The 24,039-nt window shown below is 52.3% G+C and carries 14 protein-coding genes; 11 read left to right on the plus strand and 3 right to left on the minus strand.

Going from position 1 to position 24,039, the window contains the following annotated elements:
- Nucleotides 1–63 precede the first annotated feature (63 nt).
- The 8 genes from MSL71_RS09895 (at nt 64) to MSL71_RS09930 (ending at nt 15,077) form a co-directional block, all read left to right on the plus strand.
- Nucleotides 64–2,856, plus strand: coding sequence for an exo-rhamnogalacturonan lyase family protein (locus MSL71_RS09895; protein WP_180139650.1), 2,793 nt, complete (start codon nt 64–66; stop codon nt 2,854–2,856).
- 174 nt (nt 2,857–3,030) lie between these two features.
- Nucleotides 3,031–5,937, plus strand: a complete 2,907-nt coding sequence (locus MSL71_RS09900; protein ID WP_180139653.1) for an exo-rhamnogalacturonan lyase family protein — start codon at nt 3,031–3,033, stop codon at nt 5,935–5,937.
- A gap of 163 nt (nt 5,938–6,100) precedes the next feature.
- Nucleotides 6,101–7,147, plus strand: coding sequence for a polysaccharide deacetylase family protein (locus tag MSL71_RS09905; protein WP_180139656.1), 1,047 nt, complete (start codon nt 6,101–6,103; stop codon nt 7,145–7,147).
- A gap of 96 nt (nt 7,148–7,243) precedes the next feature.
- Nucleotides 7,244–8,119 (plus strand): hypothetical protein, encoded by an 876-nt coding sequence (locus MSL71_RS09910; protein WP_180139659.1) that lies wholly within the window; start codon nt 7,244–7,246, stop codon nt 8,117–8,119.
- A gap of 218 nt (nt 8,120–8,337) precedes the next feature.
- Entirely contained in the window at nt 8,338–11,154 is a 2,817-nt protein-coding gene (locus MSL71_RS09915; protein ID WP_180139662.1) for an exo-rhamnogalacturonan lyase family protein, read from the plus strand.
- A gap of 164 nt (nt 11,155–11,318) precedes the next feature.
- Entirely contained in the window at nt 11,319–12,752 is a 1,434-nt protein-coding gene (locus MSL71_RS09920) for a lipopolysaccharide biosynthesis protein (RefSeq protein ID WP_180139665.1), read from the plus strand.
- Nucleotides 12,753–13,006: 254 nt separating this feature from the next.
- Nucleotides 13,007–14,590 carry an asparagine synthase-related protein gene (locus tag MSL71_RS09925; RefSeq protein WP_180139668.1) on the plus strand — a complete coding sequence of 528 codons (1,584 nt, stop codon included), beginning with the start codon at nt 13,007–13,009 and terminating at the stop codon, nt 14,588–14,590.
- Nucleotides 14,591–14,621: 31 nt separating this feature from the next.
- Nucleotides 14,622–15,077 (plus strand): hypothetical protein, encoded by a 456-nt coding sequence (locus tag MSL71_RS09930; RefSeq protein WP_180139671.1) that lies wholly within the window; start codon nt 14,622–14,624, stop codon nt 15,075–15,077.
- Nucleotides 15,078–15,282: 205 nt separating this feature from the next.
- On the opposite strand, the gene MSL71_RS09935 is transcribed toward MSL71_RS09930, so the two are convergent.
- Nucleotides 15,283–15,438 carry a hypothetical protein gene (locus MSL71_RS09935; protein WP_180139674.1) on the minus strand — a complete coding sequence of 52 codons (156 nt, stop codon included), beginning with the start codon at nt 15,436–15,438 and terminating at the stop codon, nt 15,283–15,285.
- An 87-nt stretch (nt 15,439–15,525) separates the two neighbouring features.
- On the opposite strand from MSL71_RS09935, the gene MSL71_RS09940 reads away from it, so the two are divergent.
- Nucleotides 15,526–18,072: an exo-rhamnogalacturonan lyase family protein gene (locus MSL71_RS09940; protein ID WP_343052647.1), complete on the plus strand. Its 2,547-nt coding sequence runs from the start codon at nt 15,526–15,528 to the stop codon at nt 18,070–18,072.
- A gap of 51 nt (nt 18,073–18,123) precedes the next feature.
- On the opposite strand, the gene MSL71_RS09945 is transcribed toward MSL71_RS09940, so the two are convergent.
- Nucleotides 18,124–18,837, minus strand: coding sequence for a CPBP family glutamic-type intramembrane protease (locus MSL71_RS09945; RefSeq protein ID WP_180139679.1), 714 nt, complete (start codon nt 18,835–18,837; stop codon nt 18,124–18,126).
- A gap of 193 nt (nt 18,838–19,030) precedes the next feature.
- Complete coding sequence (locus tag MSL71_RS09950; protein ID WP_180139682.1) at nt 19,031–19,750, minus strand: PEP-CTERM sorting domain-containing protein; 720 nt, start codon at nt 19,748–19,750, stop codon at nt 19,031–19,033.
- Between the two features lie 688 nt (nt 19,751–20,438).
- Here MSL71_RS09950 and MSL71_RS09955 point away from each other — a divergent pair.
- Nucleotides 20,439–22,718, plus strand: coding sequence for a tetratricopeptide repeat protein (locus MSL71_RS09955; protein ID WP_180139685.1), 2,280 nt, complete (start codon nt 20,439–20,441; stop codon nt 22,716–22,718).
- Nucleotides 22,719–22,861: 143 nt separating this feature from the next.
- Nucleotides 22,862–24,016, plus strand: a complete 1,155-nt coding sequence (locus MSL71_RS09960) for a hypothetical protein (protein WP_180139688.1) — start codon at nt 22,862–22,864, stop codon at nt 24,014–24,016.
- Nucleotides 24,017–24,039 lie beyond the last annotated feature (23 nt).

Raw genomic sequence — 24,039 nt, forward strand, 5'->3', positions numbered from 1 at the left:
GTCGTGATGTTTTGCGTTGGTGGCGTTCTCCCGACCCATGGCGAGTGTGCGGTTGATCCTGCCGTGAGGATCGAGGTTCGAGAGTTGCTCCCGGAGGGCGTATCTGGGCTGGACAGGACCCATGAAGCGGCCACCTTCGGGGTACCCTTAAGGGACTGTGACGGGATTCAAACCATCAATCAGTTGGGACTTTCCGGACTATGGGATTATCAGTTCCGGGTGCTGCACAGGTACCCGAGCGGCAACATTCAATGGGTGCTCATCGACACACTGGCCTCGGTTCCGGCGGGGCAGAGCACGGTTATCTGGCTCACCAACGGCTCTGGCAACAGCTCGGGAAACAGTCTGCCCATAGACCTGGCCGCGGATAACGGCAACACCATCACGGTAGACACCGGTGCCGCCCGGTTTGTCATCAGAAAAGCCCGTTACAACGTCTTTGATTCCGTGGTGGCCGGGGGCACCTCTTTTCTTTCGAACACAGGCGGCATCACGGCTGTCAGCGGAACAACCCAGTACTCCTCGGCAAACGACGAGCAGTCCATGGCGGTCATTGAAGAGAATGGCCCCATCAAGGCCGTGATCCGGTGCGAAGGTCATCTTAAACCCGCAAGTGGTCCGTGGCTCTTTGGCTACACCATGCGCATGTACTTTTACAAGGGCTCAGGACGTACCCGCCTGGACCTGATCCTCAAAAATGCAGAGATCAGTTCCTACACCGTCAAAACCTTTGAATCGGTCCGTATTGAGCTTCCCACCACCATGGTCGCCCCTTCCTATCTGTTTTCAACCGGTCCGGGGGTACAGGCCGGAGGGTTCATTGACGGCAGCGCCCACCTGTACCAGGGCTACAGCAGTCACAAATATGTGCAGTACCTGGGGGGTGCGGATTTGCTCAAGGCACGCCTGGTCCCGGATGTGGGGCTTGAGGTTGTCAATGGGACCTCGGTGATCCACGCCTTGGGCGACGAGAAGAATTACAGCGAAGGGTTCGCCGCCATGACTACCCAGGGCATGCAGATCAACTGCGGCATCCGGAACCTTTACGGCATGTGGCCCACGGGGTTTACCATGACCGAAGACGGGCATCTTTATATTGATGTGTTCAGCCCTCGCAACACCAAAGATGACATCCGATTCGCTTTTTTTGCCCACGACAAACGGCAGGTGGTTCTGGAGTTCACACCAGAGGCAAAGGATCCCAAACAGACGTTTTATACCTTGCAATACCCCCTGGCCGGGCTGGCTGATTTTGAGCATTACGCGGAGGCAAAGGCCGTTTATGGGGAAGATCGGCTGGCAACCCATGCAGAGACAAGGGGCTTTCTTTCTGAGATCGGCCTGGGGAGCTACGAGATCTCCAATGTGGATACCCTGCGCAGGTATTATGTGTGGGGGCAGGGCGGAGGCTCCAATCAGTATGACCTCCAGCTGTGCAAGTACCTTCATTATCTTCAGACAGGCAACGGGGGAGCCTTTCTGGCCGCACAAAACGATGACCATCACAAGATGTTCGGATCCGTCAAGCACTCGGATGATTTTGATGTCTATGTCCAGGGGCCGACTCTTTTTAAAAACGTGAACACCACCTCCCCACCCGACCAAAACCTGACATACAACAGCAAGTTTTTCGACCGGGAGCACTCCCACGATGTGTCCGTACCCGTGGGGTATTTTCTCACCGGGGACGAATCGTTGATGGACGCGTGGCGTGATTACGGAGAATACACCCTCTACGATCAGGGCTCCGGAAAAGGCTCCATCAACAGTTACTACGACGGGACAACCTATGTGGGGTTCCCCCGCATTTTTTCAAGGGCGTTAAGGCGTGCCGGAGCCTATGGGCAGTATGCAAGCACGAGTGTCTGGCGGGAAAAGATCAGTCGAATGGTTGGGAATTTTATGGGGATGCGGGCAACTCCTGCAGACGACGATCAAGACGGATGGGACTTGGACCGTGGTTTTTTCTATATGAGCAGAGATGGAAGCAGACCCGATGGCGAGCGTTCCAATAAAGTCTTTATGGCATACGATATATTTCCCAACGCCTTTTGGTATTATGCCCCCGAAAATTTTGATGCCCCCTTGATGTATGAAGATTATCAGGACTATATCCTGGGGCTTGCCTACCATTCATTGCGTGAGATCATTCCCCTGGAGCACCAGCCCTATGGCTTTAAACTTGATGAAGCCAATGCGTCGGACCCTACCGGAGAGTATCCGTTTTCCTTTTTGATGGCTGCCGGGTATGAAATGACGGGGGATGACTCTTTCTTGGATCAATACACATCCCATTATCGCGTGATGCTGATTGTCCAGAGCAAAGAACGGGTTTATTCTCCCTATTCGTCAAAATTTATACACAACCATGAAAACCGTGATATTTTAACGGGCTATGTGTCTCCTGAAGGTGCCGGACGTGTCGACTTGGGAAACTCCGATGCACCGGGTGTTTCGCGTTCCGGTTCTGTGTACACATTGACCTGGCAAGCGCCCATGGATGAGATTATCCGTTATCAGATAAAGTTCTCTGCGGCACCAATGGTCGAGAACCTCAATTTCGATCAGGTGACAAGGGCGTATGAATACGCTCCTTCAGCATATGATAATTTCTGGGCGGCGTTGAACATCGCCAATGAGCCCACTCCCAAGCAGTCTGAAGGGGATGTGGAGACAGTATCCATAGACGTTGCGCAGGCAATCAACGCTTACAACACCCGGTATGGCCTGACCGCCGGCCAGCCCGCCTATCAAGTCTATGATGATCAGACAGATTACTTTTTTTCTGTAAAGTTTTTTGCTGATGCACCCATTGTCAATGGAATAGACACCCCATTACTGCCTTGCCCCCCCTAACATGGGAAGTCATTCGTTTCCCCCCCTTATTTTTGAATGGCCTGGTGACTGCATAAACAAACCGAGACAAAGAATACGCTTCATCGACGACAGGTATATTGGTTGTGTTGTTGAGACGGTTCGCGATCTCCATTGTGCTGCATGACCGGGCGTTGAGAGCTATAAGGGGGACAGATGGACATGACGATTCGTGGCGTGGGTAGTGGCCTGCGGAAGAGTCCGCTATGGCTGTTCTGGGTAACGTTCTGTTTCTGCTGTGGGGTCACGGTGCATGGATATCCTGCCATAAGCCACCCCGTGAAAATCCGGATTCACGAACTTCTCCCCGATGGCGTAACGGGGATGAACAGGGATCATGAAGTTGCATCCTTCGGGATACCGTTGAAGGAGGCAGCCGGGGTTCAATCCATCGACGAATTGGGTCTTGTGGGGGGAGGGGCATATCAGTTCAGGGTGTTGCACAGATACCCCAGCGGCCATGTTCAGTGGGTCCTTGTGGATACCCTGGCATCGGTATCGGCAGGGGAGGAGACTATTGTCTGGCTGACCAACGGAGGCGGCAACAGCTCAGGGCTTCAGTTGGCCACGGATCTGGGGGAAAAAATATCGGTGGACACCGGTGCTGCCCGGTTCGTGATCACGAAAAAGAACTACAACGTGTTTGATTCCGTTTTCGTAGGCGAAACGTCCTTCCTTGAGCCCACCGGAGGGGTTACGGCGGTCAGCGGATCAACCCGGTACTCGTCGGCCAATGATGGTGATTCCACGGCAGTGATTGAAGAAAACGGCCCGGTAAAGGCTGTCATCCGATGCGATGGGCATCTGAAATCATCCCTTGATGACTGGCTTTTCGGGTATACCATGCGTATGTATTTTTATAAGGGCACAGGCCGAACGCGCCTTGACCTCATCATCAAGAATGCGGAAATAAGCTCCTTCACCGTCAAAGAATTTGAATCCCTTCGCATTGAACTTCCCACCACCATCGCAAATCCCTCCTATCTTTTTTCCACCGGTCCGGGGATCATATCCACAGGGCCTGTTGACGGAACAGCGTATCTGTACCAGGGCTACAGCAGCCACAAGTATGTTCAGTACATGGGGGAGTCCGGTTTGCTAAGGGAGCGCCTGGTGCCCGACGTGGGGCTCAAAGTGGTCAATGGTGCCACTGTGATTCATGAACTGGGAAACGAGGCGGACCACAGCGAAGGGTTTGCATCGTATTTTTCTGGAGCTAAGCGCATCAACTGCGGGATTCGTAACCTTTACGGTATGTGGCCGGCGGGGTTTACCATGGATGACGAGGGCCACCTGTATGTTGATATCTACAGCATCCACAATTCAAAAGATGATATTCATTTTGCCTTTTACGCACATGACAAACGGCAGGTCGTGCTGGAGTTTACCACGGAGGCAAAGGCATCCCAACAGACATTTTATGCCGTGCAATACCCTTTGACCGGTCGAACCAAATTTCAACATTACAAGGATACCCGGGCCATCTATTCTCACGACAGACTGGCAACCCACGGAGAAACACGAAAATTCCTGAAAGAGATCGGCCTGGAAAGCTTTGAAATTTCAAATGTAGACACCATGCGTAGATATTATGTCTGGGGGATGGGGGGAGGGCCAAACCAGTACGACATGAATTTGTGCCAGTACCTTCACTATTTGCAAACCGGCAACGGGGGAGCGTTTCTGGCAGCCCAGAACATGGACCACCATAAAATGTTCGGATCCACCCGTCACTCGGATGATTTTGATTTTTATCGGTACGGACCTGAACGGTTTAAAAATATCAATAATATTGACCCGGACAAGCAGCCCCTTGCCTTCAACAATCGCTTTTTAGACAGGGAGCATTCCCATGATGTCTCTGTTCCCATCGGCTACCTGTTGGCAGGCGATGAATCCATCATGGATGCCTGGAAGGATCACGGTGAGTATACACTGTATGACCAGGGCTCCGGAAATCACGGGGAAGTCAGCTATTACGACGGTACAACGTACCTTGGATATGTTCGCATTTTTTCACGTGCATTTCGCCGGGCGGGGGCCTTTGGCCTGTATACAGAGGATCCTTTGTGGCACGAGAAGGCCGGGCGTATGGCAAGGACGCTGCTCAGCTTGAGGGATGACCCTGAGGACGTGAACAAGGATGGGTGGCAGTTGGATCGAGGGTACGTGTATATGCATCGCCACGGAAACGAAACCTACGGCGGAAAACGGACCAATACCGTGTTTATGACATACGGGATTTTTGCTGATTCCCTTTGCTATTATGATTCAGTTGGTTTTGGGAACCCATTGTACCACGAAGACTACTACGATTACATGCTCGGCCTCTCCTATCATGCATTGAATGAGTTGGTCCCCCTGGGGCGTCAACCCTATACATACACTTTAGACCAATCAGCCATTTTGGATGATGCCGGAGCATATCCCTTATCCGGGCTGATGGCCCATGGGTATGAGATGACGGGAAATGATCAGTTTTTGAGCAGGTACAAGCCCCATTATAACGGAATGCTGACAGCTCAGAGCAAAGAGCGTGTTTACTCTTTGTATTCATCGCGTTTTATCCATGATTATTACAACAGGAACGTGTGCACCGGATATGTGTCACCCATGGAGAACGGGCGTGTGGACATGGGCAATTCCGTAGGCATGAACATTTCGCGAAGCGGATCAGTCTACGCCTTGACGTGGGAGGCCCCCAAAAAAGGTATCAAGCGCTACCAGATAAAGTTCTCATCACAGCCTATGGTGGAGAATCTCGGGTTTGATCAGAGACAAAGGACCTATGCCTATGACCCGGCCCATTACGACAATTTTTGGGCAGCGCTGAATGTGGGCAATGAACCCACACCCAAACAGGTCGAAGGAGAGACGGAATCCGTGACCATCGACGTACGACAGGTCATCCATGATTACAATGCCAGGTACGGCCTTGAACCCGGTGAAGCTGCCTATCTATCCTATGATTCAACCAGGGATTATTTCTTTGCTGTGAAATATTATACTGTGGTTCCTTTTTTCCATGGAATAACGATACCGTCGCTTTTTTGTCCTCCTTGATCATGTCATTGAATGATGAGAAATGGCGGTTCGTACTGCATGCCCCCCCGTGTTATCACTTTCTGTTATGTCCATGCCTGTTTACTCATAAAATCTTTCTTGTCGAAATGATAGTGCTTGATTTTGTAGAAAAATATAAAGGATATGAGGTTGATGCATTCATATGAAAACCATTGTCTTGCATATGTTAAAGATCGTCGGATTTTTTAAAATAGCGAAGCATTTTTCAAAACGTAACCTGTTGATTCTCGCATACCACGGTGTTGAGATAGAAGATGAATCCGAATTCAGCCCGAAGCTTTTCATCAAACGTACAACACTCAAGGAAAGGATGGCTTGCCTTAAGGAGCACGGTTTTCATGTCGTGCCGCTGAATGAGGCAACAGACATATCGAACTGGGACAGACTTCCCGATAACAGTATCGTGATTACCGTTGACGACGGATGGTTCTCAACCCTGTCCGAGGCCCATGATGTTTTTTCTCATTATTCATTTCCCTATACATTGTATGTAACTAGCTATTACGTCGACAAAGAGTCCCCGGTGTTGAATGTGGTATTGCGCTACATGATCTGGAAAACCAACATCAATTCAGTCGGGTTCGATCAATTGGAAGAAGAGGGCCTGAAGGGGACATATTCTCTCGCGAGTTTGCATGAAAAAAAGAGGGCGGAGATTGGTCTGGTGAAATACCTGAATGCGTTGCCCACCCATGAAGAAAAGGTGAACTTCATATCGAAACTGGCAAATGTGTTATCTGTTGATTATGGAGCCATAGAAAAGAGTCGTCGTTTAAGCCTTCTGTCTCCAGATGAGATCATTGATATGGCTGAACAGGGTGTAAATATTCAATTGCACACGCATCGCCATACGATGCATCATAATGATGTCGATGGTTTTAAAGATGAAATCATTCAAAATCGGCTGGTCTTGGAACGCGCTGTGAAGAGTAACATGACACATTTTTGCTACCCCTCAGGCGATTATGCTCCTGGTAGCGAAGTCTGGTTGAGGGAGCTCGGCGTTTACTCTGCAACAACGTGTCATGCCGGATTTGTTTCGAAACAAACGAACCCGTATTATTTACCGAGGTTTTTAGATGGTGAAAATATACCTCACATAGTCTTTGAAGCTGAAATTTATGGTGTATTGGAGTTTTTTAGAAAAGTAAAACGCATAATGAAACCATTAAATCATGTCCTACTATAAGCATAATCAGTGAAGAGGACTTTCTTAGTTGCTAAAAAGTTTAAGTGTGAAGGAGTTAGGCTGTGGACACGATGTGTCGAAAGGACTTCCAATGGTATGGAATGTATAGATGCATATACGGATACATTGAGTGTTTTGAAAGAAGAATGTGAACCACATCTCATTAAGTATACCGTCTCAAAAAAACCGGAAGAGCAGCTTTATGCAGTCAGTTCGTTTAAACCAGAGTCTCTTGTGACTTTATTTGAAAAAGTAAAAAGTAGCATTGGCGTGGAAGCGTTGGAACCTATTCGAAAAGTGATGATTCTCCAATCATTGTTGGCAAATTGGGATGATTTATTGTCTGAGAAATACCCGAACAGCATCCAGCAACAGTTTATGAAAAGTGCTCGACGTTTTTTAGGTATGTGTCAGAGTCAAGATGGCTGGATGTGCCATAGTGACGACGTGTACTGGAAAGATCTCGCCATCGCGAGGCAGAAGGTGTTTCCCGCCGGTGCTCAAATAGTCGAGGCATATTCGGGGTTCGGTTTGATGCAGGGCCTTTCATTGAATCCTCTTCAGGTGCTTAGCTTTCTGAAACTAATTACTCATTGTGGTGGCCGTACGGGATATTATCAAATTCATACACACGTTCCGGATTTGGACCAGTTTAATAATCAAGGTTGGATTGATTGTTTTTTACGTATCGCGGCGATGCTGAGGGTCAATAAGCATATCAAGGGGCTCTTTGGCGGTAGCTGGTTTTATGATCCTCAGCTGGTTGGAGTCAGCCCCCATCTGACATACTTACAGTCCATACCGATGGATAATGGCGCGTTTCGGTTTTATTTAGGACGGGATCGAACCGGAAATGCCTTTTCTACGTCTAAGAAAAGGGTCGATTTGTACAATGAAGGAAAGTACACACCGAAATCTTATCTGATGGTATGGCCACGAGATGCTTTGATTAGATGGGCTGCGAATCAGTAAAATACTTGTCGGGTTTGTATGGAATTGATTTGTGATCTCTTTTGATCGGGTAAACCAGGTACATGTTTGGAGTGGTTGCATGCAAGTCGATTTTTTCCTCTTTCTAATGTTTATCAAATTTTTAGGTGTGCATGGTGGTAAATACGTTGCGGTGTGAATTAGTCAAACGTGTCTTGTGTTACTTTTTCATAATGTGTTGTATCGGTGGCGTGATCCCTATGCATGGGATGTGCGGTATCGATTCGGCAGTTAAGATCTTTGTTCATGAACTCCTTCCCGAAGGAGTGACAGGGGGAAAGAGGGCCGGTGAGGTCGCATCCTTCGGCATCCCCCTGAAAGCATCTGATGGGATTCGATCCGTCAGTGAATTGGGCCTGGTCGGTTCGTCGGACTATCAGTTCCGAGAACTTCACAGGTACCCCGACGGCACCATTCAGTGGGTGCTAGTGGACACGTTGGTGTCGGTTGAGGCAGACGGGAGCAAGGCGATCTGGCTCACCAACGGTTCCGGCAACAGCGCGGGGTCTCACCTGGCAGTGAATGGACCTGAACATATTACGGTGAATACGGGCGCTGCCCGGTTTGTGATCAGGAAGAAGAACTACAATGTGTTTGACTCTGTCGTTGTGGGCGATACCCCGTTTTTACGTGATACGGGAGGGATCACAGCCGTCAGCGGAACAACCCGCTACTCGTCGGCCCTGGATAACGATTCCTCGGCAGCAATCGAAGAGAACGGCCCTGTGAAGGCGGTTGTCCGGTGTGACGGGCATCTTAAGCCCGAAAGCGGGCCGTGGCTTTTCGGCTACACCATGCGCATGTATTTTTACAAGAACACCGGCCGAGTCCGGCTTGACCTGATCATCAAAAACGCCGAAATGGCATCCAAGTCGGTCAAAATCTTCGAATCCCTTCGCATTGAGTTGCCCACCACGGTCTCTGCCCCCCAGTATTTTTTCTCCACCGGGCCGGGGGCCGAGTCCCACGGTTCCATAGACGGAACCGCCTACCTGTACCAGGGCTACAGCAATCACAAGTATGTGCAATTTCTGGGCGGCACCGCCATGCTCAGGCAGCGTCTGGTCCCCGATGTTGGCCTGAAGGTTGCCAACGGGGATTCGGTGATTCTCACTCCGGGGGATGAGACCCACTACAGCGAAGGCTTCGGGGCCATGCATTCGGCAGTAAAACAGATCAACTGCGGGATCCGCAATCTTTACGGCATGTGGCCCGCAGGCTTCACCATGGAGGACGACGGTGACCTGTTTATTGATATCTTTAGCCCCTGGAACTCAAAAGATGACATCGGATTTGCTTTTTTTGCCCATGACAAGCGACAGGTGGTGCTGGAGTTTTCGAAAAAAGAGGATGCCCCGTTACCGGGGCAGACCTTTTACGCCATACAATACCCCCTCACCGGCAGGGCGGCATTTCAGCATTACAAGGACACCGGGGCCGTCTATTACGAAAAGAGGCTGGCGACCCACGAAGAGACGCGGATGTTTCTGGATGAGATCGGACTGGAACGCTTTGAGATCGAAAACGTGGACAACATGCGCCGGTATTATGGGTGGGGGCAGGGCGGAGGTCCCAATCAGTATGACCTGAATCTGTGCCAGTACCTTCACTTCCTGCAGACCGGCAACGGCGGTGCATTTTTGGCGGCCCAGAACATGGATCACCATAAAATGTTCGGGTCTACACGGCATTCGGATGATTTTGATTTCTATGCTGACGGGCCCGGACTTTTTCCCAACGTGAATACAATCAACCCTCCGGATCAGGAGAAATTGTCCTTCAATTTTAAATTTTTCGACAGGGAGCACACCCACGATGTGTCTGTACCCATCGGGTATTTCCTGACCGGTGACGAGTCCTTTTACGAAGCATGGAAAGAGCACGGGGAGTATACGCTCTACGATCAGGGCTCCGGTAAAGGGGCCGTCGGCAGTTATTACGACGGGACCACCTATGTGGGGTATCCCCGGATATTTTCAAGGGCTCTCAGGCGTGCCGGGGCCTTTGGCCTCTACGCAGGTACGGATGTCTGGCGGGAGAAGATGCGCCTCATGGTCGGGAATTTCATGGGCATGAGGGCGGCGCCCCTGGACTACAATCAGGACGGGTGGGATCTGGATCGCGGTTTTTTTTATATGCGGCAATCCGCGAGCTGCCCGGAAGGTGTCAGATGCAACAAGGTGTTCATGGCATACGATATCTTTCCCAACTCGCTCTGGTATTATGGTCCCGAAAATTTTGACGACCCCTTGATGTACGACGATTTTCGGGATTATCTCCTTGGGAGTTCCTACCATTGCCTGTCGGAAATCGTACCCTTGGAGTTCCCGACGTATGAAATTTTTTTGGATACATCCAATGGGGCGGCTGAAAAAGGGGAGTACCCCCTTTCGTTTCTGATGGCCCTGGGGTACGAAATGACGGGGGATGACACCTTTTTGGCTCAATACAAGTTTCATTACAAGGCGATGCTGTCTGACCAAAGCGAAGAGCGGATCTACTCTCCCTATTCGTCAAAATTTATCCATGATTACTACAATCGAGACGTGGTTGCAGGCTATGTCGCCCCTGTGGGCAATGGGCGTGTGGACATGGGAAACTCCAGTGCGGCATCTGTTTCGCGCCACGGCTCCGTGTATACCCTCATCTGGAACGCCCCCCTGGAGGGAATCCATGGGTACCAGATCAAGGTTGCACCGGTGCCCATGGTGGAAAACCTGAATTTCGACCAGATGGCCCGATCCTACCAATATCACCCGGACTTGTATGATAACTACTGGGCAGCACTGAACGTGGCCAATGAACCGGTGCCGAAGCAGAAGAGGGGGGATGTCGAATCTGTCTCTGTGGATGTTGCGCAGGTCATCAGCGCTTACAATACCAGATATGGCCTGTCTGAGGGCGACCCTGCCTACCGCTCATATGACCCGTCCATCGATTACTATTTTGCCGTAAAGTACAGCAAAGTGGCTCCCGTTGCCCACGAAAAGACCATTTCTTCGTTACCCTGTCCATAAAGGACAAAACTTAAAAAGCAACGCGAATTTTGGGCTTGGAAGGCCCGGCTTCATCGCAAATCACTCCTTTTTGTCTCTCATACCGGAGCATGCTTGCGGCGTTTTGAATCGCCCCGCCCGAGGTGACTTGCCTCATTACCTACTCCAAGGATACTTTTCGAAACATGAGTTTGAAAAACAAGGTCCTCCACTCACTGAAATGGCTCACCATCGGCAAATTCATGGGCCAGGTGTTTACCTGGGCCGTCACCATTCTGGTGATCAGGCTCCTGTCGCCCTCGGATTATGGGTTGATGGCATCTGCCGGGATTTTTGTGGGTTTTTTGCAGCTTATCAGTGAGCTTGGGTTCGGGGCCTCTATTGTTCAGGCCAGGGACATTGAGGATTCAGCCATTCAACAGATTTTCGGGTTTGTTATCTGTGTGGGGGCGGTGCTTTTTGCCATGTTGTTCCTTTCGGCACCGTGTATCGGGCTGTTTTTCGACAGCGACGCCCTGGTGCATGTGGTGCGCGCTCTCTCCTTTCAGTTTCTGGTGATTCCTTTTTTGACCATTCCAAAGGCCCTCATCGAAAAAGAGCTCCTATTCAAACAGAAATCCATCATCGATTTTTTGGCAAGTGTGGCCAGCGGGGCCACGACGTTGGTTACTGCGCTTCTTGGCCATGGGGTCTGGGCTTTGGTTTCGGGAAGTTACGTACTTATCTGTGTTCAGATGGTAGGCTATCTTTTTGTGTCCCCCATCCGGAAACGGCCGGTGTTCAGGTTTCGTGCCATCGGGGCCTATGCCTCGTTCAGCGGGTATGTCACCTTTGAAAAAATCGTGTGGTATACCTACACCCAGTTCGACGTGATCTTGATCGGAAAGCTCCTGGGGCAGGAGGTCCTCGGGTATTACTCCGTTGCCATGCACCTCTCTTCCATTCTCCTCAACAAGATATCCCCGATCCTCTCCCAAGTCGCCTTTCCCGCCTATGCAAAGATCCAGAACGAATTCGAGAAGGTGTCCTTCTATTTTTTAAGAACGGTCAAGTTTTCAAGCCTGGTTGTGTTTCCTGTTTTCTGGGGCTTGTCGAGCATCGCCCCGGAGGTAATCTCCATTTGTGTGGGGCCCAGGTGGGACTCGGTTGTGGAGCCCTTTAAGCTGCTGTGTCTTGTCATGCCCTTCAGGATGCTCTCGGTGCTTCTTCCACCCCTGCTGAAGGGCATCGGTAATCCCGGGTACTCCCTGAGAAATATCATGATCACCTTTGCGGTGATGATGGTGTCCCTTTATGTGGGGGCCACCCGGGGAGGCGTCCTGGGCGTCTGTTACGCCTGGGTCGTGATGTATCCCATGTGCTGGATGGTGGTCCTCATGCTGTCCCTTCCCTTGATCCAGATCCGGGTGGCGGCGTATCTTCGCGCAATCAGCGTGCCGTTGAGCGGCAGTGTCCTGATGTACGGGGCCGTTGCCTTTTCCGGTTTTGCCCGGGGCGTGCATCCGTATCTGTCGGTTGCGCTACTCATCGGGATTGGTGCTTTAGTTTACGGGGTGTGGCTGTACCTGTTTGAGCGGACCTGGTTTTCAGACGTTTTTGCCATGCTAAAGGCCACGTGATTATATCCCTTCCATAGACGCTCATTTTATTGAGCCCTCGCATGCTTTTTCATTAATCATTCTTTCCATCGAGACAACCGACGGCAGACACGACCGCACCGGTTGCTCATCACAGGATCCCTATGTCTTTATTGTTCGGTATGTATCGTTTTGGCCACGGTGACGTTTCTTTTGAGCCGTTCAAAAAAACCGTGTTGTCGGTGCTGTCTGCGAAAAATCGGAACACCACCACGTACGAAATTAAGCGGTTTTGTTTGCTGAAAGTCGATTACGGGCTGTTTTCAGACAGCGGGTACCATGCAGATGTCTCCGGTGACGTGTGTGCAGTGGCAGGCGAGCCCTTTTTCAACCACGGGACATCTTCGGACCGATACGCCCAATTGCGCGCACTGCACCATCGGTTGCAACAGGGGAGCATCGATGTCCTCAACGGGTGCACGGGGACCTATTCATTGTGCGCTTATAACCGGGAGAACCACTCACTGACCCTGGCCACGGACAAAGTTGGTGTGAGGCCTATCTATTATGCCGCTCACAATGGCACGCTCTACTTTTCAAGCTCCCTTAAGGTGATGGAGGCATTGGAAGAGATCCCCAAGGTCCTGAAATTCAGGCAGTGCATTGAAAAGTGTTCGCTGGGGTACACCCTTGGGGCCAACACCATTTATGAAGACATTCGCGTGTTGAGAGACGGTGAGCACCTCAAAGCCGAGGGCAATACATGGTCCACAAATTACTACTTTAAGTGGGGGGACCTTTCCATCACCCAAAAGGACGCCGGCCTGCTTCGAAAGGAGGTGTACGATGCTTTTTTTGAGGCAGTGAAAAAGAGGGCGGTCCACAGGGACGAGGCCCTTGCCTTCTTGAGCGGTGGCCTGGACTCCAGGTGCATTGTCGCTGTGCTGAGTGAGCTGAATAAAAAGGTCTATGCCATCAACAGCTATGCCGCATGTGATCAGGACAACGTGTTTGCCGAGATGTACGGAACCGCTGCCCGGGTGCATCGGTATGTCTCCACAAAACGGGAAGGACGGGTCGACAGCACGGAAAAGCTCCTGGCCTCCACCATTGGCGAGGCAGAAGCAAGGGAACGCTGGGTTCAGAGAATGCCGGCCATTTTTTCCGGTGACGGCGGAAGCGTGGGGCTGGGGCATGTGTATATCGACTCCGCTTTAAATACGCTGATGGCACGGGATGAGTCCGCAGGGATCGAGGCATATCTCCAAGGCAAGCAATTCCCCCTGGGCATATTGCGTAAAAAGCATAAAAAAACCTTTGAGAACTCCTTGTATGAAAGTGTCTCCAGGGAGTTTGGCGACCTCAAACAGGTGGATCCGTCCAGACGCCTCTATGTTTTTCTCATGAGAAATGACCAGCGGTGTCATCTGCACGGCTACTTCGATAATATCGACGTGTACCAGAAAGAGATGTTGCTTCCCTTTTTTGACAGCGACTTTTTGGCCCTCATTGCCCGGGCACCAGTGGATGGTTTTCTCTACCACACGTTCTACCATGAATGGCTCCAGCTGTTTCCGGCCCACGTTACCGCCGTCCCGTGGCAGACATACCCAGGGCATGTGCCCTGCGATATCCGGTTCGAAAAAGAGCTTTCGGACCAGTGGGAGCAGAAAGCACGGGGCCGTGCCCTGGGGCACTCCCTGTCACTGCTCTCCCCCCGCAAGGCTTCCTCCAGGCTGGATGCCTTTGTACCGAAATACAAGCGATTCAGTGTGCCTCTCCTGCAGATTATTGGATCCCGTCGGTACAGGTACTTATCAGATATATTTCGGGATCTGTCGCTCATGTGTGCCAGGGCCACGGAAATCGATTTGTCGTAATATTTATCTTAATAAACTAAGAAAGGAACCCATGATGAGTTACGATTTTGTTGTTCGGAATTGTGTTGGAACCGACAAGTATGAAAGCTGTATCGAAATTTCTGGGCCTCAAGGTGTGGAGAGGTTTTGTTTCGGGTATATTGTAGATAAGTTCTCATGGCCAATGTTTTTCAATAACGACGGCGTGCTTTTTGGTGCAGCGGAGGCAACGTCGGATCCGTTTTTCTTCGCTCTCGTTTATGGCCTGGGAGGGTGGCAGGGGCCGTTTACTGGTGGCAATGGTACGCACTGGGTCAGCAGCAACAAGGCCATGATGAGTTTGGGGTGGACAGAGTATCCGTTTCCTGAGGAGTCAAACGGGTTCGGGCAGTGTAAGCTGACTGCATTGGACCTCGACTCGTCGGGTGTTGCAAGTGCCCTCATTGAATACGAATGGGAGGGGGGCACCAGTCATTCCGTCCATAAGAAGTGGGCCACCAGGGTGTAACGAGATCATGATGATACATGAATTTTGATTTTTGAGTGGGACGGCCGGGTGGCCAAGTTTTTCCGACCGTCCCATAAGTGGGAACTTTTTCCCCTTGTACTTGAGTCTTTTTGGGAGCATCGTTTTGATGTCAATTCAGCGACTATTTTGGATTGTACCTCTTTTTTTGGCTGTATGCTTCATGCCCCTTACGGGGTATGGCTTATTAGAAAAGCCGATTCCCGTCATGGTCCATGAACTGCTTCCGGAAGGCGTGACTGGACTTGACCGGGCAAACGACGTTGTCTCCTTTGGCATACCGCTCATGGATTCGGACGCGATCAAAGACATCGGGGCCCTTGGCCTGACCGGGGCCTCCCATTATCAGTTTCGCCCCCTGCACAGATACGGAAGCGGGAACATCCAGTGGGTGCTAGTGGATACCCTTGCCAGCGTATCGGGGGGAGAGATGACCCAACTGCACCTCACAAACGGGACGGGCAACAGCAAGGGGCCGAACCTGGCTCGGGATACAGGGGCAACGATCACGGTGGATACGGGAGCCGCTGTCTTTACGGTAAAAAAGGCCCATTTCAATGTCTTTGACTCGGTGCGAAACGGGGACTTTGATTATGTAAAGGGGACTGGGGCCATCACAGCCCGGAGCGGAACCAGGACCTATGCCTCCAATCGCGACCCCATGTCCACGGCCGTAATCGAAGAGAACGGTCCCGTGAAAGCCGTTGTAAGGTGTGACGGTCACCTGAAACATGAAAGCGGCGACTGGCTGTTTGGGTATACGATGCGGATCTTTTTTTTTAAGGGCACCGGCCGGACGCGACTTGATCTGATCCTCAAAAATGCCTCCTATGCATCGTACTCCATGAAAGTTTTTGAGTCGGTTCAGGTAGAGATTCCCACGACGCTCACCTCACCGGATTTTATTTTTTCAACAGGCGCCGATGAAGAGACGGGTGGTTCCGTAGACGGTTCCGCCACCTTGTATCAGGGGTTCAGTAATTACAAGTACGTTGAGTATATGGGCGGTGTGGATAAGCTCAAAGAGCGGCTGGTTCCTGATAACGGCTTGTCGGTCGTCAATGGGGCTCAGGTCATCAAGACCCTTGGTAATGAAGCGGACCATACCGAAGGTTGGGGAGCGGTATCCAAGGGCAACAGACGCATCAATTTCGGTATCCGCAACCTCTACGGGATGTGGCCTGCCGGGTTTACCCTATCTGCTGATGGGATCCTTTCTCTCGATGTCTACAGCCCTTATAACTCTAAAAAAGATATTAAATTCGCTTTTTTTGCACACGACAAACGACAAATGGTTCTGGATTTTACCACTCCGGGAACCGCTCCAAGGCATTCGTTTTATTCTCTGCAATACCCCCTGTTCGGCAGAGCTGATTTTTCTCAATACGTGAGGACAAAAGCGATTTACGGTGAGGATCGCATGGCCACCGACAAGGAAGTCCGTGATTTTTTTACCCTGGTCGGTCATGGGGACTTTGAAATCTCAAATGTCGATACCCTTCGGCGTTATTACACCTGGGGGATGGGGGGCGGACCGAACCAGTATGACCACCAGCTCTGCAAGTACATCCACTATTTGAGGTCAGGGAAGGGGGGGGCGTTTCTGGCTGCCTTAAACGATGACCATCACAAAATGTTCGGCTCCACCCTCCACTCCGATGATTTTAATTTTTACATTGACGGCCCCACTTACTGGACCAACAACAACGCAACTTATCCTGAAAATCAGGGGAAAGAGGCCTTCAACTCCAAGTTCTTCGACGATGAGCATAGCCACGACATCTCTGTACCCATCGGGTATTTCCTGACGGGTGACGAATCCATGATGACGGCCTGGGCAGACCATGCCGAATACACAGCCTACAGACAGGGCACCAGTATTCCAAACTGGAGCTATTATGAAGGGGTGTTTACGCGGCCCACGACCAGGGTTATGTGCCGTGCCCTCAGGCGGCTCGGTGCCTTGTCTCAATACCTGAAAGATCCGTCCTATTACAGGCCCAGGGCCAGGTTGATGGTCCGGCAGATTCACAGGCTACGATCCGACAGGCAGGATGATATGAAAGATGGGTGGGATTTGGACAGGGGATTTTTCTATCTGTCCAAGGATGGAAGTCGGCCAAAGCTTGAAAGATGGAACAAGCTGTTTATGACCAACGACATTTTTCCTAACAGCCTGTGGTGTTATCAGCCGGAGGTCTTTGATGACCCTTTGTACTACGAGGATTACGAAGATTTTATGCTGGGCATGGCATGGCATTCCCTGGATGAGGTGTTGGACCTGGTACACCAGCCGTATCTCTTTGCCCTTGATAAGGCCAATTTCTATGATGAAGAGGTTACGGCCGAATACCCCCTTACCTTTCTGATGTCCCTGGGGTATGAAAAGACAGGGGATGAGACCTTTTTGACTGCGTATCAGCCCCATATCGGGCGTCTTATTACCTATCAGTCCAGGGAGAGGGGATACACCCCGTATATGTCTCGCTTTATCGATTTCTATTACCATCGGGACGTGGTGGTCGGCTATGTTGAACCGGCAGGAAATGGGCGTGTGGACATGGGGAATTCAAACTCGCCCCACATTACGCGACAGGGCTCCAGCTATACCTTGAACTGGATCACCCCAAAAGACGGTATCGCTTCGTACCAGGTGAAATGTGCCCCGGTTCCCATGGTGGAACGTCTCCACTTTGATCAGATGGCCAGAACATTTGAGTATGACCCGGCAGAGTACGACAATTTCTGGGCCTCACTCAATGTGGCGGGGGAACCGTCGCCGTCGTCCAGGGCCGGTTCGCACGAGACCTTTACAGTGGATGTGGCGGAGGTCATGGCGCAATACAATCAGCGCTACGAACTGGCAGAAGGGGACGCGTGTTATCAATCCTATGATCCGGGCACGGATTACTATTTTGCCGTCAAGTACGTGCTCAATCGGAATTACCTGCAGGAATTGCCGTGCCCGGCTCCGTAGGAATTGTCCACGGCATCACCCGGTGGGAACTCAACGAGGCCGGGAATTTGATCACCAGAGGGTCCAGTGGCCCCAATGGCGGACATACAGGGCCAGGGATACGTTGGTGACGGCGTGGGCCGATACCAGGGAGATCATGTCTTTTCTCCTGATCCACACAACAGACAGGAGAACCCCGTAAACCAGTGCTGCCGACCACTCAAAGGGGCGGTGGCCCAGGGCAAAGAGAAGGGACGATAAAAAAATCGCCGAAAGGCTCCAGTCTCCCGGGGCAATCTCGGCCACGTTACAATCATCAAGGGCTTCACTCAAGGGCGAGTGAGAGCCCTTTTTTTTTGCTCGTTGCCACTGCAGGGCCAGGCGAAAGAAGTAGCCCCGTAAAAGGTACTCTTCAAAGACGGGAACCAGAAGGGTGGCGGCTGCAAGTCGGAGAAAAAAAGCCCGGGGCGTCCAGGGTGCATGGATATCCTGGGGGGCAAAGGGGATGGAGAGGCCCACCCAGAGGGCACATCCAAAAAGGCCTGCCATGGCTCCCCAGAGCATCGAGATACCGATGGACTTGGGGCCTGTTAAGGGAATGTATCGTCTCCAGCATACCGCCAGGGCCACAGGGACAAGGGACAGCCTCAAGGCATAGATGGCCTCTTGGGATTCTGTCGTAAAGGGGATGAGGACATACAGGGCGTAAGGTGCAAGGTAGTACAGGAGGAGGGTTCGGTTGCTTGTGTGTGGTGCGCAGGGATGGACCGTTGTCTCTTTTTCCATGGGTTCCTCTGTGTGCTGAATCGATAACGCGTGGACCTGTCCTTGTTTGAGGCAATGGGGTTGCGTCGATAACGGATGGCGCTGTGGGTGAATTCTACCATGGCAGTCCGATAAAAGAACAGCAAAGAGAAAAGGAGAATGGGGGACCCATTCTCCTTATTCTCTTGCTATTTCTCAGGCCGAACGCCCCAGCCTATTTTTTTGTGTACTTGCGCCGTCCAAGCCCGGCAAGGCCGATGAGACCCAGGCCGAGGAGAGCCAGGGATGCAGGCTCAGGTACGGGGTGAATGTCGATGGCCATGATGGCCATGTCGTCCCAGCCTCCGCCGGGACCTGCCCCGATCTGGTCGTCCAGATAGATGCGGGCCAGGTTGGGGTCTTTGAACTCAATGGCGATGTGATCTACGCCTTTTTCACTGTCGGGGGAGTTGAGTTCCGACTTGGTGTAAAAATCGTAGTCCGCATCGGGGCTGGATTCATCGGTGTAGACGCTGAAATAGAACCCGAAGGTCTTGTCGAATTTAACGGCACCACCGGGCTCGCCGAGGGCGTCGAAATCGTTTTCCGTGTTGATGTACCAGTCCATGCCCACTTTTTTGAAGAAGGCCTGGGCTTCAGAACCCACGGCGTCGGATTTGCTGAAGAGCTGGAATTTTTCCGTGATGGTCGGTGTATCGGTTGAGATGTTATCCACGGCAAAGAGCCCGAAGTCTGCGTGGTATCCAGAGTTCTTGACCGTCATGATAAAGGTGCTCTCGCCGTCTTGGCCTGTGGTGTAATCGGTCAAGGACCAGTAGGGTGCGTCGGTCCAAGAGTACCCAGGCGTGTTTTCCATGGGGACGGCGTAAACGCTTCCAGCCACTAAAAACGTGGCCAGGAAGGTGTAGACCCAGGTCTTGAGCTGGTTTTTCATGCTGCTTCTCCTTTTTTTCGTAAGGTGTTTAAGGTGAGTCGTCCATCGTGCGTTGCGTTATCCAAATTCTAAGGCTCAGGGTCGTCCATCAGGTCATTCGGTAAGGGCGCAGGGCATTAGCGCCATCATTATCGAGGTGAACGTGGCTGTCATAAAATTCGGATGAACGTTGATCGTTCGCGAAATGCGGCGATCTTTTCGTCGCATAGGTAAGCAGTATTGGTGCCAGTGTGCTGGATGACCTTGAGAATTGTCTTCAACGGACGGCAAAAGCAGGTTTTTTTGACTGGGGTGGAGTGAGTCATAAAGATGTTTCTTTTTGTCTTCTTGTGAAGTGGGCCACATAGATTTTTGTGTAGTTATGTAATGGCTTTCATATTTTGCTTTTTTGAATAAAAAGATTGACACAAAGGGCACGGAGATCATATCAATTTGGTTTGATATTACTTGTCGTCACCCAGTGAACAATCCCTGATAGTCAATGTGGCCCGGAGCCTGTATGAAGCCGGAGATGTGAGCAATTATGAAACCCCGGAAATACGGAAGGGCAAGCGGATTTCATGGCCGGTGAGCAATGATTGCCAAAGGCATTTCCATCCAGCGGATTGAACCTCTACCTAAATGACCTTCAACCGACAAAATCAACCGATGCCGATGAAGCATTTTCCATACTTACTATGGGGGAAGAATGATGGTATTTAAGCGTTTTGTGATGATGTTGTGTGTGGTCGGCCTGTTCGCGACCGCCTGTGCCTCCGACAGCGAAAAGCGGGATGCGTATTATGAAAAGGGGCTTTCCTATGTTGAAGAAGGAAGGGCGAGGGAGGCCCTGCTGGCCTTTAAGAACTGCGTAAAAATCGATCCCGGTTACTCCAAGGGCTGGTACGAAATCGCGACCATCGCCATTGAGCAGGGGGACCCGAAGAGGGCATTCCGGGCCTACCTGAAGGTGGTGGAGAAAGAGCCGGGTCATGCCGGTGCGCATTTTAACCTGGCCAAGCTCTACCTGCTGGCTCGAAAGACGGAAGAGGCCCGCAGGCATATTGACCGGGCCCTTGCCGCCGAACCCGAACATACCGAATACCTCATGGTTTCCGCCGCAATTTTTTCGGTTGACGGTCTTGTTGACGAAGCCCTGGCGTTATACGAGCAGGTCCTGGCGCTGAACAAAAAGGATCCCCGTCCCCTTCTTGGCATGGCGCGCTTAAAGGCCGGGGCCGGGGACATCTCCGCTGCTGAAGCCTTCCTTCGGCAGGCCATGGCTACCGAACCGGAGGCCATTCGACCGCGCCTCGATCTGGTCAGCCTGCTGACACGCAGCGAGCAGTATGACAAGGCCGAAGTCGAGATGAAGGCCATTGTGGCCGATCACAGCGACGATGCTGAGTTGTTGATTGCCTTGGGTGATTTTTACGTGGCTCGGAAAAAATATCCGGAAGCGGAGCTTGCCTATCGCGATGCCGTTGCCAGGGATCCTCAGGCCTTTCGACCGGTGATGAAACTGGCCAGGTATTATCAGGTGAGGGACGATGCGGAGAAAGCCGAGGCCATGTACCTCAAGGCCCTTACACTCAAGCCCCAGGATGCCGGGGTCAAGGTGACGGTGGCCAGGTTTTACGCAAGTCGCGGGGACCTGGTTAAGGCAGGCGATATGGCTGCAAAGGTTCTGGAAGCCTCGCCGGGGTTTGTTCCCGCCTTGAGCCTGAAAGGCGAGCTTGCGTTGCGCGAAAGGCGCTTTCAGGATGCTCTGGAGGCCTTTTCTGCGGTCATCAAAGAGGACGCGACCAACGCCGAGCCTTACTATCTGCGTGGGGTGGCCGGTATGGGGCTGGGGAAAGACGACCTGGCCAGAACAGATGTGCTCAAAGCCCTGGAGCTGAAGCCAAACCACCTCAGGGCCCAGGTGGCCTTGGGCGAACTCTATTTTAACGGGCGTGAGTTCAAGCTTGCAAAGGAGAGCCTGGAAAAGGTCCTTGTCAGGGCCCCGGGGCTGTTCAAAGCACATTTTCTCATGGGGCAGGTCCTGGCCTCCATGGGCGAGCATGACAAGGCGCAGCAGGTGTATGCCCGTCTCAAGGAGCAGGCGCCGGACAATTCCGCATTGTTTTACCGGTCCGGGATGCTTTTCATGGCCCGGGGCGAGATGGATCGCGCTCTGGAGGACCTGGCAACGGCACGTGCCGTCAATCCGGCTCTCATGGATGTGTTCGCATCCATGGTGCGCTGCATGATGGCCATGGATCAGGAAGCAGAGGCCCTTGCCCTCTGCCGCGAGCAATTGACGGTTGTGGAAGGGACCCCGGCTGCCACGGGCATGGTGCACTGCATGATGGGTGATATCTACGCCGAGAAAGGGGACCTGGCTGGGGCCGAGGAGGCCTACCTGGCCGCTGTCCGAGCCAGCTCAAAGATCATTCGTCCCTATTACGGGCTGGCTGCGGTCTACCACAGGCAGGGAGATACGTCCAAGGTGATGGCGCAGCTCAAGGGGCTGAGCGAGAAAAAGCCGAAGGACCCCATGCCCCATGTGCTCATGGGCATTGTCAGCGAGGGGGGAGGGGATGTGGAGACCGCCAAGGCGAGCTATCGTAAGGCTCTGTCCCTGCGCGACGATATTGTGGTGGCCACAAACAACCTGGCTTACATTCTTGCCGACTCCGGTGAAGAGATCGATGAGGCCCTGGAGCTTGCCAGGACAGCCAGGAGCAAAGCCACCGACGACCCCAGTGTCATGGATACCCTGGGCCTGGTCTACTACCGCAAAGGGCTTTACGACAGCGCGATTTCCGAGTTCAGGGACAGCCTTTCCAAATTACCTGAAAATGCCCTGGTGGCCTATCACCTCGGGCTGGCCCTTCATGCCAGCGGAAGAACAGAGAAAGCACGGGTCTCCCTTGAGCGGGCCCTGGCCCTTAACGCCGACTTCAAGGGGGCGGATAAGGCCCGGGAGATTTTGGCCATGGATTGATGATCCGTGTGGTCGAGTCGTGGTCCCCGCCTCTGGCGGGGGCCATTTTTCTTTAAGGCCTGCTTGCCGAATCGTTTGTCGGTTTGGCGTGGACTCGTTAACTCTTCCCCGTGGCCTGACGAGGCCTTGAGCTGAGTGAACCCATGAAATACCTTCCGTTTAAGCAAATTGTGTTTTCACTGATGTTGCCCGCCCTGATGTATGTGTGGTTTGTTCCCCTGTGTGAGAAAGGTGTTGCAGCGTATCACCGGCCCCGCATGGTGCAGGTGCTCCTTCACAGCGACCGGTCGCTTTTGGAAGGGGAGGTTGGGGTCAAGGCCGTGGTGCGGGACAACCTCGGGCGGTATGTGGAGACGCACCTGTCCCTGGCGCTTTTTTCAAGCCGCACCATTACGGTGAGGACCGGCGGTGGTGAGCTGGTTTTTCCTGTGTCTGAGATTCAATCCTCACCCCTGGATGATCGGCAGGTTGTTGCCGCTGAGAACTACCGCCTTCTTGAAAGGGGGCTGAACCTGGAGATCGCCCTGTTTACCGGGCCGGATGCCCCGCTGTCTGTCATGGCCCTTGCGCTGTTCAGCGCCGTGGCTCTTTTGGCATTGTATCGGGTGTATCGCAAGCAGGTTCGTTACAGCTCCCTGGAACGGATTGATCGGGAGCAGGCCATAGCCTCTTTGGAACATGGGCAGAGGGCGGCCCAGGAGGAACTCGACACGTTGAGTGCTCGTCAGGAGTCCCTTCAGGGTGCCCTGGAGCAGGCGCGGACGGCTCTGGTGGAGTCTGCCGAGAGCCAGACGGGCATGGAGGAAGAGATCGAGATTCTGGAGACCCTCATTGAGGAGAATGAGGAGCAGCTCATTGCTCAAAAAGGCGAAATCGATCGTCTGACAAGGCACATGGCCGATCAGCAGCGGCCCGTGAAAGAGAAAAAAAGCGGGAAACGTGCCCACCGGGAGAAGGAGCGCATCGCCAGGCGCCTTTCAACGTTATACAAGCACCTGAACGTTCACGATCGGGCGATCCAGGGGTTCCTGGCGCTGGACGAGTCCATGCGCCTGAAGTGTGAGGAGTTGATCCATCAGCTCAACGAAGATCCCGCCGGGGTGCCTGTAAAGCGTAAGGTCTTCGGAGGCAAAGGGCTGGATACCTTTCTGGAGGCGGAGTTCGCGTACAAAGGCAGGCTCTACTTCATGCGCCTTCCCGGGGGAAAGGCGGAGGTGGTGGCCATCGGGACCAAGAACACCCAGGCAACGGAGCTCGGCTACCTGCACCGCATCAGTTCCGGGATGAAATCTGCGTGAGGTGACCCGCAACCAAGGGCCTC

The organism is Desulfoluna butyratoxydans, assembly GCF_900699765.1.
GTDB lineage: Bacteria > Desulfobacterota > Desulfobacteria > Desulfobacterales > Desulfolunaceae > Desulfoluna > Desulfoluna butyratoxydans.

What these genes read in the sequence shown, in the direction of transcription:
- MSL71_RS09900 (WP_180139653.1), top strand. Translation starts at nt 3,031, where the DNA reads ATGGACATGACGATTCGTGGCGTGGGTAGTGGCCTGCGGAAGAGTCCG.
- MSL71_RS09905 (WP_180139656.1), top strand. Translation starts at nt 6,101, where the DNA reads ATGAAAACCATTGTCTTGCATATGTTAAAGATCGTCGGATTTTTTAAA.
- MSL71_RS09910 (WP_180139659.1), top strand. Translation starts at nt 7,244, where the DNA reads ATGGAATGTATAGATGCATATACGGATACATTGAGTGTTTTGAAAGAA.
- MSL71_RS09915 (WP_180139662.1), top strand. Translation starts at nt 8,338, where the DNA reads ATGCATGGGATGTGCGGTATCGATTCGGCAGTTAAGATCTTTGTTCAT.
- MSL71_RS09920 (WP_180139665.1), top strand. Translation starts at nt 11,319, where the DNA reads ATGAGTTTGAAAAACAAGGTCCTCCACTCACTGAAATGGCTCACCATC.
- MSL71_RS09930 (WP_180139671.1), top strand. Translation starts at nt 14,622, where the DNA reads ATGATGAGTTACGATTTTGTTGTTCGGAATTGTGTTGGAACCGACAAG.
- MSL71_RS09935 (WP_180139674.1), bottom strand. Translation starts at nt 15,438, where the DNA reads ATGGGAGGCCCCGGTCAGGCCAAGGGCCCCGATGTCTTTGATCGCGTC.
- MSL71_RS09940 (WP_343052647.1), top strand. Translation starts at nt 15,526, where the DNA reads ATGACCCAACTGCACCTCACAAACGGGACGGGCAACAGCAAGGGGCCG.
- MSL71_RS09945 (WP_180139679.1), bottom strand. Translation starts at nt 18,837, where the DNA reads ATGGAAAAAGAGACAACGGTCCATCCCTGCGCACCACACACAAGCAAC.
- MSL71_RS09950 (WP_180139682.1), bottom strand. Translation starts at nt 19,750, where the DNA reads ATGAAAAACCAGCTCAAGACCTGGGTCTACACCTTCCTGGCCACGTTT.
- MSL71_RS09955 (WP_180139685.1), top strand. Translation starts at nt 20,439, where the DNA reads ATGATGGTATTTAAGCGTTTTGTGATGATGTTGTGTGTGGTCGGCCTG.
- MSL71_RS09960 (WP_180139688.1), top strand. Translation starts at nt 22,862, where the DNA reads ATGAAATACCTTCCGTTTAAGCAAATTGTGTTTTCACTGATGTTGCCC.